The organism is Streptomyces sp. NPDC055955 (genome assembly GCF_042270245.1).
Lineage (GTDB): Bacteria > Actinomycetota > Actinomycetes > Streptomycetales > Streptomycetaceae > Streptomyces.
In genome coordinates this window covers 208,424-222,840 of the sequence record NZ_JBHJYS010000009.1, presented here as the reverse complement: position 1 = coordinate 222,840, position 14,417 = coordinate 208,424, and the positions used below count along the sequence as shown (strand labels likewise).

The 14,417-nt window shown below is 72.5% G+C and carries 10 protein-coding genes and 2 pseudogenes; 8 read left to right on the top strand and 4 right to left on the bottom strand.

Annotation, left to right across the window (positions count from 1 at the left end):
• Positions 1–174 precede the first annotated feature (174 nt).
• Positions 175–1,632: an aldehyde dehydrogenase family protein gene (locus tag ACFC96_RS20380; RefSeq protein WP_376255875.1), complete on the top strand. Its 1,458-nt coding sequence runs from the start codon at positions 175–177 to the stop codon at positions 1,630–1,632.
• Positions 1,633–1,941: 309 nt separating this feature from the next.
• Here the strand turns inward: ACFC96_RS20380 and ACFC96_RS20375 are convergent, their stop codons facing one another.
• Both ACFC96_RS20375 and rpmG read right to left on the bottom strand, forming a co-directional pair.
• Entirely contained in the window at positions 1,942–2,196 is a 255-nt protein-coding gene (locus ACFC96_RS20375) for a type B 50S ribosomal protein L31 (protein ID WP_376255873.1), read from the bottom strand.
• 5 nt (positions 2,197–2,201) lie between these two features.
• A complete protein-coding gene (gene rpmG / locus ACFC96_RS20370) occupies positions 2,202–2,366 on the bottom strand; it encodes a 50S ribosomal protein L33 (protein WP_376255871.1) in 165 nt (54 codons plus the stop codon).
• 92 nt (positions 2,367–2,458) lie between these two features.
• On the opposite strand from rpmG, the pseudogene rpmB reads away from it, so the two are divergent.
• The 3 genes and pseudogenes from rpmB to ACFC96_RS20355 all read left to right on the top strand — a co-directional run bounded on the left by rpmB (position 2,459) and on the right by ACFC96_RS20355 (position 3,566).
• Positions 2,459–2,697, top strand: a pseudogene (rpmB, locus tag ACFC96_RS20365) (50S ribosomal protein L28).
• Complete coding sequence (rpsN, locus tag ACFC96_RS20360; protein WP_376613468.1) at positions 2,694–2,999, top strand: 30S ribosomal protein S14; 306 nt, start codon at positions 2,694–2,696, stop codon at positions 2,997–2,999. The pseudogene rpmB and the gene rpsN overlap by 4 nt, the downstream one beginning before the upstream one ends.
• Before the next feature lie 75 nt (positions 3,000–3,074).
• Entirely contained in the window at positions 3,075–3,566 is a 492-nt protein-coding gene (locus ACFC96_RS20355; protein ID WP_376255865.1) for a hypothetical protein, read from the top strand.
• 111 nt (positions 3,567–3,677) lie between these two features.
• Here ACFC96_RS20355 and ACFC96_RS20350 read toward each other — a convergent pair whose 3' ends face one another.
• Positions 3,678–5,924, bottom strand: a complete 2,247-nt coding sequence (locus ACFC96_RS20350) for an FUSC family protein (protein WP_376613466.1) — start codon at positions 5,922–5,924, stop codon at positions 3,678–3,680.
• 264 nt (positions 5,925–6,188) lie between these two features.
• Complete coding sequence (locus tag ACFC96_RS20345; RefSeq protein WP_376613465.1) at positions 6,189–7,379, bottom strand: DUF2786 domain-containing protein; 1,191 nt, start codon at positions 7,377–7,379, stop codon at positions 6,189–6,191.
• A gap of 276 nt (positions 7,380–7,655) precedes the next feature.
• Here ACFC96_RS20345 and ACFC96_RS20340 point away from each other — a divergent pair.
• The 4 genes and pseudogenes from ACFC96_RS20340 to ACFC96_RS20325 all read left to right on the top strand — a co-directional run.
• Positions 7,656–8,366 (top strand): annotated as a pseudogene (locus ACFC96_RS20340) (ABC transporter ATP-binding protein); the annotation flags it as partial.
• A 392-nt stretch (positions 8,367–8,758) separates the two neighbouring features.
• Positions 8,759–11,026, top strand: a complete 2,268-nt coding sequence (locus tag ACFC96_RS20335; RefSeq protein ID WP_376613463.1) for an FtsX-like permease family protein — start codon at positions 8,759–8,761, stop codon at positions 11,024–11,026.
• A gap of 550 nt (positions 11,027–11,576) precedes the next feature.
• Positions 11,577–12,416 carry a nitrilase-related carbon-nitrogen hydrolase gene (locus ACFC96_RS20330; protein WP_376613461.1) on the top strand — a complete coding sequence of 280 codons (840 nt, stop codon included), beginning with the start codon at positions 11,577–11,579 and terminating at the stop codon, positions 12,414–12,416.
• An 88-nt stretch (positions 12,417–12,504) separates the two neighbouring features.
• On the top strand, positions 12,505–14,196 hold the full coding sequence (locus ACFC96_RS20325; protein WP_376613459.1) for a bifunctional 3'-5' exonuclease/DNA polymerase: 1,692 nt from the start codon (positions 12,505–12,507) through the stop codon (positions 14,194–14,196).
• The last annotated feature ends 221 nt before the right edge of the window (positions 14,197–14,417 follow it).

Genomic DNA, 14,417 nt, shown 5'->3' with positions numbered 1-14,417 from the left:
TGGCCAATTGCCTGCTGACCAATGCCTGCTGGGCGAGGCCGGCCGAGAACCGTTCCTTCCGATCGGTGGCGATCGATGGCGATCGGCCGGGCGCCGCAACCAGACCACAACTCGGCTGGTACAGACGTAAGATGACGAGCCATTAGGTGTCTGCCGGCAGCAGCAAGGGATCTCATGTCCTACTTCACCGAACTGGCCCAGCAATACATCGACGGTTCATGGCGTCCCGGCCGCGGGGCGTGGGACATCATCAACTTCAACCCGTACAACGGCGAGAAGCTGGCCTCCATCACCGTGGCGTCGGCCGACGAGGTCGACGAGGCCTACCGCGCGGCCGAGCGGGCGCAGAAGAGCTGGGCGGACACCAACGCGTACACGCGACGCCTGGTCTTCGAGCGGGCCCTGCGCCTGGTCGAGGAGCGCGAGGCCGAGATATCCGACGCGATCGTCGACGAGCTCGGCGGTACGCGGCTGAAGGCAGGGTTCGAGCTGCACCTCGCCAAGGAGTTCCTGCGCGAGTCGATCCAGCTGGCGCTGCGCCCGCAGGGGCGGGTCATCCCGTCGCCCGTCGACGGCAAGGAGAACCGGGTCTACCGCGTTCCCGTCGGCGTCGTGGGCGTCATCAGCCCCTTCAACTTCCCGTTCCTGCTGTCGCTGAAGTCGGTCGCGCCCGCGCTGGCCCTCGGCAACGGCGTGGTTCTCAAGCCGCACCAGAACACTCCGATCTGCGGTGGCTCCCTGGTCGCCAAGATTTTCGAGGACGCGGGCCTGCCGGCCGGTCTGCTCAACGTCGTCATCACCGACATCGCCGAGATCGGCGACGCACTCCTCACCCACCCCGTACCGAAGGTCATCTCCTTCACCGGCTCCGACGCGGTGGGCCAGCACGTCGCGACGGTGTGCGCCTCGCAGTTCAAGCACGCCGTCCTGGAGCTGGGCGGCAACAGCGCACTGACCGTGCTCGACGACGCGGACGTCGACTACGCCGTCGACGCGGCGGTCTTCAGCCGGTACGTGCACCAGGGCCAGGTCTGCATGGCCGCCAACCGGATCCTGGTGGACCGCAAGGTCGAGAAGGAGTTCACCGAGAAGTTCGTCGCCAAGGTCCGCTCCCTCAAGGTGGGCGACCCGCGCGACCCGTCGACCGTCATCGGTCCGGTCATCAACTCCACGCAGGCGGAGGCGGTCTCGGGCGTCGTCGACCAGGCGCTCGCGGAAGGCGCGACCGCGCTGCTGCACGGCAAGGCCGTCGGCAATCTGGTCGAGCCGAGCGTCCTGACGGGCCTGCCGGCCGACTCCCCGGTGCTGCGGCAGGAGATCTTCGGTCCCGTCGCGCTCCTCATCCCCTTCGACGGGGACGAGGAGGCGGTGGCCGTCGCGAACGACACCCCTTACGGGCTGAGCGGGGCCGTGCACACGCGGGACGTGGAGCGGGGCGTCGCGTTCGCGCGGCGCATCGACACCGGGATGATCCACGTCAACGACGGCACGGTGCACGACGAGCCGCTCGTCGCGTTCGGCGGTGAGAAGCGGTCCGGGCTCGGCCGGCTGAACGGCGAGGCGACCGTCGAGGCGTTCACCACGCAGAAGTGGATCTCCGTGCAGCACGGCCGGAGCCAGTTCCCGTTCTGACACCCCCGCTCGCGTGCTGACGCCCCCGCTCCCGTTCTGACACCTCGCTCCCGTTTTCTGACCTCCAGGAGCGGGTTGAACGCGCGCGGCCGGCCCTGCAGGGCTGCCTCGCCGGTGGTGGGGCAGTCCTGCGGCGAGGCCCCGGTGGCCTCGCCGCAGGGCCCGTTCGACCCTGCCCCAGCGGGCAGTCCAGAGGTCGCGGTGGAGCGCGATGCCGCCCGGGTCCCTGGCGAGCGGTTCCTCGACAGCGGCCCGGCGGCCCGCCGCGCTTGCGCGTGCAGGCCGCCGACGATCGCTACAGGCAGCCGGTCACCGGCCACCCAGCTTCCCGAAGCGCCGCTCGAAGCGCTCCACGCGCCCGGCGGTGTCGAGTACGCGCGCGTTGCCCGTGTAGAAGGGGTGGCTCACGTTCGAGATCTCGACATCGATGACGGGGTAGGTCTGGCCGTCCTCCCACGCGACGGTCTTGTCGCTGGTGGCGGTCGAGCGGGTCAGGAAGGCGTGGTTCGCGGCACGGTCACGGAAGACGACCGGGCCGTAGGAGGGGTGGATGTCCTTGCGCACGGGGCTCAACGCTCCTCTCGGAAGTCGACGTGGCGGCCTGCGACCGGGTCGTACTTGCGCAGGGCCACGCGATCGGGGTCGTTACGGCGGTTCTTGCGGGTGACGTAGGTGTAGCCCGTACCCGCGGTGGACCTGAGCTTGATCACTGGGCGGAGTTCGTTGCGTGCCATGTGGCTAGTATATGAAAATGAATCCCGTTTTCAAGAGATCCGAGTCACAGCTCCGACCCACGGGCCACAGCCACCGAGAGAGGTACGTCGCCATGCCCGCGCACCGCATGCCGACCGGGGCCGCCCCGGCTTCGGCAACCGCATCTCCCACTCCCACCGGCGCACGTCACGCCGCTTCGATCCCCACGTCCAGCGCAAGCGCCACTGGCTGCCGAGCGAGGGCCGGCACGTAGGGCTGCGACCGAGCGCCAGGGCGATCAGGACCGTCGATGCGATCGGCGTCGATGCCGCCGTCGCCAGGATTCGTGCCCGTGGAGTGAGGATCCGATGACCAGGAAGAGCAGGATCGCGAAGAACGAGAAGCGCCGGAGGGTCGTCGTCCGCTGCGCCGTGCGTCGGGCCGCGCTCAACGAGATCGTCCGCCGGCTGTCGTCCACCGAGGCGGAGCGCGCCGCCGCGCAACACGAGTTGGCACGTCAGTCGAGGGATGCGAGCGCCACGCGCGTACGCAACCGCGACAGTGTCGACGGACGGCCGCGCGGGTACCTGCCCGCCTTCGGCCTCTCCCGGATGAACCCGCGCGAGCAGGCGCACGCGGGCGTCCTGCCCGGAGTGCGGAAGCCTTCCCGGTGACGTGAGGGGCGGCTGGTAGCTTGCTGCGGGCCGGGCCACGTACCGGCAGTCACATCCGCGACGTAGGGGGATCTTGTGCTCAAGCGCGTACGGATCGGTGCCGCCGCGGCGGGAGTTGCCGCGGCGCTCGTGATCACCGGATGCAGCAGCGACAGCGGTGACGGGGGCGACGGCGGCAAGTCCAAGGAGACGCCGCAGGCCTCGGCGTCCGCAGGGGCCGACACGGGTGGTAGCGGTTCCGGTTCCGGCGGGACGTCCGGGAGCCTTCAGGGGAGTTGGGTCACCACGTCCCAGGGCAAGAGCGTCGCCCTGCTCATCAGCGGCAAGAAGGTGGCCCTCGTCGGCGAGCACGTGTGCAGTGGGACCGCGGGCGACGAGATGGGCATGCAGATGCTCACCCTGAAGTGCCCCGACGGGAACACCGACCGGAACGCGGGACAGGTCAAGTCCGTCGACGCCACGACCCTGAAGGTGTCGTGGGAAGGCTTCGGGGACGACACGTTCCGCAAGACGGACAACGGGAAGCTGCCGTCGGGATTCCCGACGCTGGGGCTGCCCAAGTCCTGAGGCGGGCTGACTCGGGGGCTCGGGGGGCTCGGGCTGCTCGGGGGCGCGGGCTGCTCAGGTAACGCGGCCGGCGCGGGCGACTCTGCATGATTTCTTGGTCGCCGTTCCCCGCTATCGGGCCGCTCGTCCCTCCGGACCTGGCGGCCCGTCGGGTTTCCGTGCGCCAGGATTCCGGTCGTCGGACTTCGGGCCGCCCGGCTTCGGGGCGTCCGTCTTCCGGTCGTCGGACTTCGGGGCGTCCGGCTTCGGGGCGTCGGGCGGGTGCGGGTCGTCGGGTTTCAGGGTGATCGGAGGTACGTCGGTGTCGAGGGCGTCCGAGAGATCCTCCAGGGCCTCCAGGAGCAGGCCCGCGCCTCTGCGTACGACCCGGTCCGGGACGCCCTCGCCGTCCCAGTCCGCGAGCGCGTCCCGTACCGCCTGCCAGCGCGGCACCCGGCGTTCGCGCACCGCACGCGCGCCGTCCTCCGTGGCGGTGCGCAGCGCCTTCGCGAGGCGGGCGGCCGCCGGGACCGGGGTCGCGTCACGTTCGGGGAGGTGCGCCTCCATCAGCATCTCGACCCGGCCGATGTGCCGCAGGGCGTGTTCGGCGTCGTCCGCAGCGGCGCGGGAGAGGCCGCGGTGGCGCACCGGTTCGGTCCGCGCCCTGGACGCGGCCTCCTGCCAGGCGAGTTCGGCCGTGCGGGCGGCGAGCAGAGCCTCGCGCACCTCGGGCAGGTTCCCGCCGCCGGGCTCCGCGTAGCGGCCGATCACCGCGGCGCCGTACCGACCGAGGGCGAGCAGCCAGTCCGCGAGCCGCGTGCGCAGTCGGGGCGTCTCCCAGGCCGGGTACACCGCGTACGCCAGCATCGCGAGGATGCCGCCGACGAGCGTGAGCACGACCCGCTCCGGGACCGTCTGGTCCCACGCCTCGCCGCCCATGCCGAGCAGGAACACGACGTACGCGGCGACGCAGGCCTGCGCGGCGAGCTGGCCCGTACGCATCACCAGGTACATCAGGCCCGCGCAGGTCACGGCGAGCGTCGCGGAGAGCCCGGTGCCCGGGTGGGCGACCTGGACGAGCCCGGTGGCGAGGGCGACTCCGATGAGCGTGCCGCCGAAACGGGCCACCGCGCGCGAGTACGTCTGCGAGAAGTCGGGGCGCATGACCATGACGGCGGCCATCGGCGCCCAGTAACCGTGGCCGAAGGGGAGCGCGGTGCCGATGAGGTAGCCGACCGCCGCGACGGCCGCCACCCGGACGGCATGCCGGAGAATCGGCGATCCGCGGTACAGCTCCCTGCGCATCGCGCCCGCCGCGACGGGGAGCAGCCGGACGAGGGTGGGGCGGCTGAGCTGGGCGTTCTCGTTGCGGGGCTCGGGGTGCTGGGTGTCCGTCCGCGCGCCCGCGGTCTCCAGTACGTCCCTCAGGAGCGAGCCGAGGCGCGCCGCCGCTCGCTTCGCCGGGCCGGAGAGGATCGCCTCCGTGTCGGGGGTCTTGAACGTGGCGACCGCCGCCGGGGGCACCTCGACCGGCTCGCCGTGGCGGATCGCCCGCGCCGCCGCGTCCAGGATCGAGCCCGCCGCGCCCAGGAGTTCCAGGACGCGCTCGCGTTCGGGCCCCTCGTCCGGGACGCCGACCGCCGGGTCCGCGAGCGAGGCGAGGACCGGGCGGATGCGTTCGGCGATGCCGCGGGCGCCGCGCAGCTGGGCCGGGCGGGTGCGGGCCTGGCGCGGGGTGAGCGCGGCGGCGTTGCGCGCCAGCATCAGCGGTTCCCCGTCGAACGGGGCGACCGGGTCGTGGCGCAGTCGGCGCGCGTAGTCGGCCTCCGCGGCGAGCGCGTCGGCCAGGGCGTCGCGGTGCGCGCCCCATCTGCGTACCGGGAAGAGGATCACGAGGGCGGCCTGGACGAGACCGCCGAAGACCATCATCGCGGCGTGCCCGGCGGCGTTCGCGACCGACGTCGGCAGGGTGATCGTGACCAGCATCATCGCGACGTTCGACGACGCGATGATCCCGATCGTCGGACCCGCCGCCCAGGACAGGCCCGCCAAGAACGTCCACAGGACGAGGAGCGCGAGGAAGAGGACGAGGTGGCCGCCGGTGAGATAGCCGAGGAACGTCGAGACGCCGAGACTCGCGCCGGATGCCACGGCCAGCTCGGGGCGGGGGCGCCAGCTGCGCTGGAAGGTGGCGATCGCGGCCTGGAACGCGCCGAACGCGGAGCTTGCCGCGACCGCCGGGCCGAAGAACGTGAGGCTGACCGTGATCACGATGGCCAGACCGGCGGCGCCACGCAGCGCGATCAGGGGTTCCAGGCGCTTCCGCTCGACACTCAGGCCCGAGCGGGTGGTGTCCTTCAGCGCCCGGAACCAGCTCACTCCGTCAGAATACGGGCGAGTCTGATGTATGGGTTGATGCAGGTCGATTCGGTCGGGACGGGTCTTCAGTCGGGACTGGTCAGGTCAGGGGCAGGGCAAGGCAGGGCAGGGGGGCAGGGCAGGGGGGCAGGGCAGGGGGGCAGGGCAGGGGGGCAGGGCAGCCTGGACGATGGGCGCGCAGAGCGTCGTCGCCACCCAGCGGTCAGGTCGGCCGGGACGGGTCGGTCAGCCGGGACGGGGCGGTTCAGCCCTGGACGGTTCAGTTCATCGGGGCGTGCGGCCGCCGTGCACCTCGGCGCGGCCGGAGGCGCGTGCGTGGCCCGAGACGCGGGCGCGGTCGGCGGCCGCCACGCCCTCCGCCCAGCCGGCGCCGTCGCTGACACCCCGGACCCGGGTCGTCATGGTCTGCGGGAACATGTCGTCGATCCGGCCGGCCACCGCGACATCGCGCGCCGCCAGGACCGGCAGCAGCCCGCCCTCCTGGCTTCCGCCGGTCACCTCCTCCGCCACCGCCGCGAGCCGGTCGCCCACGCGGTGCGCGTACGCCGCGAGGAACGCCTGCCTGAACGTCTTGGTCCGCTTACGTCCTCCGGCGCGCTGCTCGGCCTCGGCCCGCGTCATCGCCGCCGTGCCCTGCACCAGCAGCGACGTATGGAGCAACTCCACCGCCTCCAGGTCGGACTCGAAGCCGACGACCGTGGAGAAGCCGAAACCGCTGTTCCACACCGCGCGGCAGCGGTTCGCCGACGCGACCGCGTCCAGCAGAGCCGCCTTCGCCGTCTCGTACGGGGCGTCCACGCCGATCCGGCACGCGACGGGCGTGTCCTTCGCGTGTGTACGGGCCGCGAGAAGGGCCGCGTCGACGCTGTGCCTGGTCATCAGCTCCTGCGCCTTCGCCGCCAGCGCCTCGGCCTCCGGCGGGTAGGCGGTCGCCTCGGCCTTGGCGAGCAGCGCGCGGATGCGGGCCAGCTCGCGCGGCTCCCCCGCGACGGGCCGCGCCACGGACTCGCCCGGCACGGGCCCCACGGCCTCGATCGGCGGGAGCCGCAGGAGCAGGCGGTACAGCTCCAGGACGGCGGTGGCGTACGAGAAGCGGTCCGGACGCGGCCCCCCGCCGGCACTCGCGTCCTGAGGCAGGTCGGCGAGCTGTGCGTCCCAGCGCGGGGGCAGATACTCGTAACGCGCGGTCTCGGCCCGGATCAGACCGGCCGCGATGTGTCCGTGCGGGGCCTCTTCGAGGTCCCGCACGACGATGCGCATGACGTCGGCGGGCTGCCAGCCGCGCTCCCAGGCCCGGCGTATGAACTCCTGCCCGCGCAAGGCGAGTTGAGTTTCGACGGACGGGTCGGCGGCGAGCAGGGACGCGCCCGTGTCGAGCCCGGCCTCCGCGCCCTCCCCGTAGAGGGCGGCGGCGAAGGCCTGCTCGACCGTTGTCCGCGTCGTACGTTCCGTCATGCGGGGGCTCCGCCTCCTTGCCTGTCTGCCTGGCCTGCCGTGCGGTCCGCTGCGCGGCTTGCCCTGCGGTCCGCCATGGCGCGGCCTGCCTTGCGGTCCGCCATGGCGCGGCTTGGCCTGCGGTCCACCATGGAGCCTTGCCGCGCGGTCCGCCGTGTGGCCTGCCGCGCCTTCTCTTCCATGGTCTCAGGCGGGTACGGGGGTAGGGCCGGCCATACCCTCGGGACACCCTCCAGTGGTCGTGTTCGCGGGGCGCCTCGGCGGTTGGGTTGAGACATGACCACACCTGCTGTGCGGCTCACCGCCGTACGTCGCGAGTACCGCGGCGTCACCGCCCTCGACGGGGTCGACCTCGACTTCCTCGCCGGGACCTTCACCGCCGTGATGGGGCCCTCCGGATCCGGGAAGTCGACGCTGCTCCAGTGCGCCGCGGGCCTGGACCGTCCGACGTCGGGCACCGTCACCGTCGCCGGGACCGAACTCACCGGACTCGGCGAACGGGCGCTCACACTCCTGCGCCGGGACCGGATCGGTTTCGTGTTCCAGTCCTTCAACCTGCTGCCGTCGCTCACTGCCGCGCAGAACGTGGCACTCCCCCTGCGGCTCGCCGGTCGGCGGGCCTCACGCGCACAGGTGCGCGAGGCGTTGAGCCGCGTGGGTCTCGCCGAGCGCGCGGGACATCGCCCTTCGCAGCTCTCCGGCGGCCAGCAGCAGCGGGTGGCCCTGGCCCGCGCCCTGATCACCCGGCCGGCCGTCCTCTTCGGCGACGAGCCGACGGGCGCCCTCGACACGACGACCGGCCGCCAAGTCCTCACCCTGCTCAGGGATTTGGTCGACCAGGAGAGTCAGACGACGGTGATGGTGACGCACGACCCGGTGGCCGCGGCCCGCGCGGACCGAGTGGTGTTCCTGGTCGACGGGAGAGTCGTGGACGAACTCCTGACACCGGCCGCGGAGACGGTCGCGGCACGGATGGCGGGGCTTGAGGGGGGTTCGGGGGGCTCCAGGGGTTCGGGGGGCTCCGGGGGCTCCGGGGGCTCCGGGGGCTCCGGGGGCTCCGGGGGCTCCGGGGGCTCCGGGGGCTCTAACGGTTCGGGGGTCTCCAGCGGTTCAGGGTGGTGCTCCAGGGGTTCGGAAGTGGGTGTGGGGGCGGGTCTGGGTTCGGGAGCGGGTCTGGGTTCGGGAGCGGGTCTGGGTGCGGGAGCGGGTCTGGGTGCGGGAGCGAGCACTGGTGCGGGCGCACGTGCGGATGCGGATCCGGGAGCGGGTGCGAGCACGGGTGCGGGCGCACGTGCGGACGCGGTCGCGGGTGGCATGCCTGCTGCCACCCGCCCCCTGCCCGGCGGCGGCAAGGCGCCCGGCGGCAAGGGGGGCGACACATGCTGACCACACTCGCCTCCGCCTGGGCGAACCTGCGGACCCGCTGGCACCTCTTCGCGGGAGCGTTCGTCGCGGTCGCGCTCGGGGTCGCCCTGGTCGCGAGCATGGGGCTGGGCCTCGCCGCGGCCACCGATCCGCCCGCGGGCAAGCCTCAGCGGTTCGCCGCCCAACCCGTCGTGGTCATGCCACACGACACCCTGACCGTCGAGGTCGACCGTGGCTCGCACCGCGCTCACGTTGCGAAAAAGATTCCCCATCCACAGCCTGTGGACAAAGAACTGCTGCGCGAACTCGCCCAGCTGGGCACCGTCCACCGTGATCATCTCGCGCCGGACGCGGTCGGCGTCGACGCCTCCGCCGCCGCCGTACGCGAGGTGGTCGGTGACCGGGCACAGGTCCTGACCGGCGCGGCACGGCGCCTGGCCGACCCGGGCGCGGAGCGCGACGCCCAGGCGGTCGTCGCGGTGCGGGCGATGCTGGGCACGGCCGGCGGAGTCTCCGCGTTCGTCGCCGTCTTCGTCACGGCATCGACGTTCACGTTCGTGGTCGCCCTGCGCAGGCGGGAGTTCGGACTGCTGCGGCTCGCGGGCGCCACCCCGGGACGCGTACGGCGTCAGCTCCTCACCGAGTCCCTCGCGGTGGGGGTCGCGGCGAGCGCCACGGGCTGCGCCCTCGGTTCCTGGGGCGCGCCGCTGCTCGCCCGCGCGCTGACCGACAACGGCATCGCGCCCCCGTGGTTCACCGTGGGCGGAAGCGCCGGTACGCCACAGTCGACCTCCTGGACCACATGGACCTACTGGGCCTCGTGGCCGTTTCAACTCGCCTTCTGGACGGGGCTGTTCGTGGCGCTCGCGGGCGCATGGGCCGCGTCTCGGCGTGCCGGACGCATCGGCCCGGTGGAAGCACTGCGGGACGCCGACGTGGACACGGACGTCATGCCGTGGAGCCGCCGGATCGCCGGGGCTGCGCTCCTCGCGCTGGGACTCGGCCTGACGGTCCACACCCTCTGGACCGACCCGTCGGCGCTCCTGAAGCGCAAGACGTACACCACCCAGCCGATGATCCTCATCACGGCGGCCGCCGCACTCGCCCCGCTCCTCGTCCGTCCGGTGCTGCGGATGATCAGGCTGCCCGGCGCCGTCGGCCTGCTCGTCCGCGAGAACGCCGCCGCCTCCGTACGCCGCACCGCCGCCGTCGCCGCACCCGTACTGGTGACCGTGGCGCTCGCGGGATCCCTGATGGGCTCGGCGGAGTCGGTGAGCGCGGCGAAGGCACACGAGGCTGACGAGCAGACGAATTCCCACCTCATCGCCACAGGTGACGACTTGAGTCTTGCGCGGCGACCGGTACCGGGTGTGGCGGCCCTGTCCCCGTCCGCCTCCACCGCGGTCTTCGCACTGGAGGACGGCACCGCCCTCGTCCGCTCCGAGGCGCGAGCCGTGAGCGACCCCGCGGCCCTCGCCGCGACCAGCCGGCTCCCTGTCGTCTCCGGCGACATACGCCGCCTCGACGACCGCTCCATCGTCGTCAACGAGGAGTGGGAACACCATCGCGTCGGCGACCGCCTGACCGTCTGGCTCGGCGACGGCCGCCGCACCACACTCCGGGTCGCCGCCGTCCTGGCGCGCGGCACCGGCGACAACGGCGCGTACGTCACCATGGCCAACGCCGGTGCGGCACCGGTCGACCGTATCGACGTACGCCTGGCACCGGGCGCCTCACCCGCGGCGGTGACGGACGCGCTGCGGGCGACCACGTCCGGGCACGACGTGCGCGTACGCACCGCAGCCGCCTGGCTCGACGCCACCCACCCCAGGGTCACACCCCAGACCCGGCAAGGGATGTTGCTGCTCCTGGGCATCGCGCTGACCTATACGGCGATCTCACTCGCCGGAACACAGTTGATGGCCGCGTCCATACGGGACGGGGAACTGCGCGCCCTGCGCCGGGCAGGGGCCACCTGGGCGCAGGTCAGATGGATGCTCACCGGCGAGGCGCTGGTCGCGGTCGCGGCCGGCACGGCCCTCGGACTGGCCGTCACCGCGCTCAACCTGGGCGGACTCGCGACCGCGCTCGCCCTCCTCTCGCCGGAGTCTGGTGCGGGGGCCGGTGCGGGGGCGGGGGCGGGGGCCGGTGCGGGGCTCGCGGCTGAGGTCGTGGTGCCTTGGGATGTCGTCGGTTCGGCCGTGGGTGTGTGCGCGGTGGTCGCCGTGGGGGCAGGGGTGCTCGGCGCGGGCTGGGGACGCTGGAAGCGTGCGGTTGGGTGACAGGGCAACGTGTGACAGGGCAGGGGGAGAGGGCGCGGGTGGAAGGGCGCGGGAGGGACCACGGGCGGCGGGTGCCCGAGTCGTGCCGAGGCCCTCGCGGGCCTCACCCGCCAGGTCACACGCGCCGCGAACGACAAGCTCCACATCTCGATCTCCGACACGTTCCCCTTCGCGACGCGGCCAAGGCGCAGCCCCTGAGCGAGTCGGACTACGCGCGGGGCAAGCTGGCGCTTCTGGCGAGGTGACCCGAGTGGTGATGCCGCTGGTCCAGGTAGGTCTGGTGGGCCAAGTAGTCCTAGTGGGCCAAGCGGTCGGGGTGGTCCGGGTGGCCCCATGACGCTGTTGCCCCTGGCGGGCCTGGTGGCCCCGTGACGCTGAGGGCCCTGGTGGCACCGATGCCCTGGCGAGATGAGGCGGCCTCCTGGCTCCCCCGGGACGGGACAGGCCGGCGCACCCGCCCCAGCCGCCCACGGGACCCCGCCTCCGCCGACCCGGGACTCCGCGCGTCCCTGCGGATGCCGACTTCGCCGGACGCTGCGACGCTCGGGGGATGAGAGTGGCGCTTGCGCAGACCGACTGTGTGCTCGGCGACGTGGACGCGAATCTGGCGGTCGCCCGGGAGCAGACCGAGCAGGCGGCGGCCCAGGGCGCCGACCTCGTGGTGTTCCCCGAACTGAGCCTGCACGGCTATCACCTCGGCGCCCTGCACCAGGACGCCTCCCTCCCCGTGACCGACCCGCGACTGACCGCCCTCTCGACGCTCGGCACGGACGTCGTGATCGGCCTGCACGAACACACCAGCCTGCGCGCCTACAACACCTCCGCCTATTACACGAATGGCCAACTCCTTCACTCCCATCGCAAGTTGTATCTGCCGAACTACCTGGCCTGGGAGGAACGCAAGCACGTCAGCCCCGGCCAGCATCTGCGCGCGTACGACCTGCCGCACGGGCACGGCCGCGCCGCGACCCTCGTCTGCAACGACGCCTGGCAGCCGGTCCTGCCGTGGCTCGCCGTGCAGGACGGCGCGGAGGTCGTCATCGTCCCCGCGAACAGCGCGGCGACACTCGACCCGGAGGCCATGGACACGGGCCTGTACTGGGACACGCTCCTCGCCTACACCGCGAAGATGCTCCAGTGCTGGGTCGTCTTCGTGAACCGCATCGGCAACGAACACGGCGCCTCCTTCTGGGGCGGCTCCCGGGTGGTCGACCCACGTGGGACGGTCGTGGCCCAGGCCCCCAAGTGGGAACCGGCCCTGGTGACGATCGACATCGACCTCCACGAGGCCCGTCGGCAACGCAGAGCCGTCCCTCTGGTCGCGGAGGCCCGTCTCGGACTGATCGACCGGGAGGTCCGCCGCCTGATCGACGAGGGTGGCGACACCTGACCCACCCCCGGGCCCGCGCCTCTGCTCGGGCCCGAGCAGGCTCCCGACGCCCCCGGCGCTGTCAGTGCCGGGTGTAAGACTCACCGACATGACCGAGAAGTGGGCCATCGCGGCCACCGAAGACGGCGGAGCCCAGCTCGCGCCGCTCGGTGCCGACGGCACACCCGCCGCCCCGGTCCGCCAGGAGCCCAGCCTCGTGGAAGCGGTCCGCTCCCGTCCCGACGTCACACGCTGGATCTGGCGATCGACAGCGGCGGTCTACCCCAGCCTGCTCGCCGCGGGCGTCCACGTGCCGCGCTGCTACGACATCGAGGACGCCGAAACCCTGCTCCTCGGTCACGCCGGCCGCTTCGGGGAACCCCGCTCCGCGGCCGCCGCCCTGGCCAGAATCCGCGGATCGGCCGTCCCCCCGGACCCCCCGCAACGCGCCGCGACCCCCGGCTCCCAGTCCTCCCTCTTCGAACCACAACCCGTTCATGTCCCCCTCGAAGACCTCATAGAGGTGTACGCCGATCAGCAGCGCCGCCATGACGCCACCGCCCACCCGGGCCGGATGCGGCTGCTCACCGCCGCCGAGTCCGCCGCCATGCTCGTAGCGGCCGAGATGAACGCGGCGGGCCTCCCCTGGAGCGCCGACGTACACCGCTCCGTACTGCACGAACTGCTCGGCGAGCGCTACGCGGGCGGTGGCGAACCGCGCCGCCTCGCCGAACTCGCCGACGAGGTGTCGCAAGCCTTCGGCCGCCGCGTACGCCCCGATCTGCCCGCCGACGTGGTGAGGGCCTTCGCCCAGGCCGGCGTGAAGATCACGTCCACGCGCCGCTGGGAGATCGAGTCGATCGACCATCCGGCGGTGCGGCCCCTGATCGAGTACAAGAAGCTGTACCGGATCTACACCGCACACGGCTGGTCCTGGCTTCAGGACTGGGTCCGCGACGGCCGCTTCCGCCCCGAGTACCTCCCCGGCGGCACCGTCACGGGACGCTGGGTCACCAATGGCGGCGGCGCACTCCAGATCCCCAAGGTCATCCGGCGTGCCGTCGTCGCCGAACCGGGCTGGCGGCTCGTCGTCGCCGACGCGGACCAGATGGAACCCCGTGTCCTCGCCGCCATCTCCCGCGACCCCGGTCTGATGGAGGTCGCCGGGCGGGAGACCGACCTCTACCAGTCCGTCTCCGACCGCGCCTTCTCCGGCGACCGCGCCAAGGCCAAGCTGGCGGTGCTCGGCGCGGTGTACGGCCAGACGTCAGGTGATGGCCTCAAGAATCTCGCCGCCCTCCGCCGCCGCTTCCCGCAAGCCGTCGCCTACGTCGACGACGCGGCCCGTGCCGGCGAGGAGGGCCGCCTCGTGCGGACCTGGCTCGGCCGCACCTGCCCGCCGGTCGCCGGCGCCGGCGACCAGGAGGAAGCAGGCATTCCCCAGGACGACCCGACACCCGAAGAGACCTCGGCAGGAAGGGAGTTCACCCCCGGCTACGCCTCCTCGAACTCCCGCGCCCGCGGCCGCTTCGCCCGCAACTTCGTCGTCCAGGGCAGCGCCGCCGACTGGGCCGACCTGATGCTCGCCGCCCTGCGCCAGTCCTGCGCCGGGATGGCGGCGGAACTGGTCTTCTTCCAGCACGACGAAGTGATCGTGCACTGCCCGGAAGAGGAAGCGGAAGCAGTGACAGCGGCGATCCGCGAGGCCGCGGAGCTGGCCGGCCACCTCACGTTCGGCGACACCCCGGTCCATTTCCCTTTCACCACCGCAGTGGTGAAGTGCTACGCCGACGCGAAGTGACGTCCGTCCGTAGAGTCGCTCAGCACCCATCTGGGCCCACAGCCGACGATCACTGATCACCGGTCATGGGACGGGTCATGGGTCACCGGTCACGCATCCCGGGTCAGCACACGCGGATCGTCAGTCACTGAGCCTCGGCTTCGAGCCCTCGAGCAGCCCCGCCCCTGAGCCGTCGGCCCGAGCCCCGAGCCCCGAGCCCCGAGCCCCGAGCCCCGAGCCGC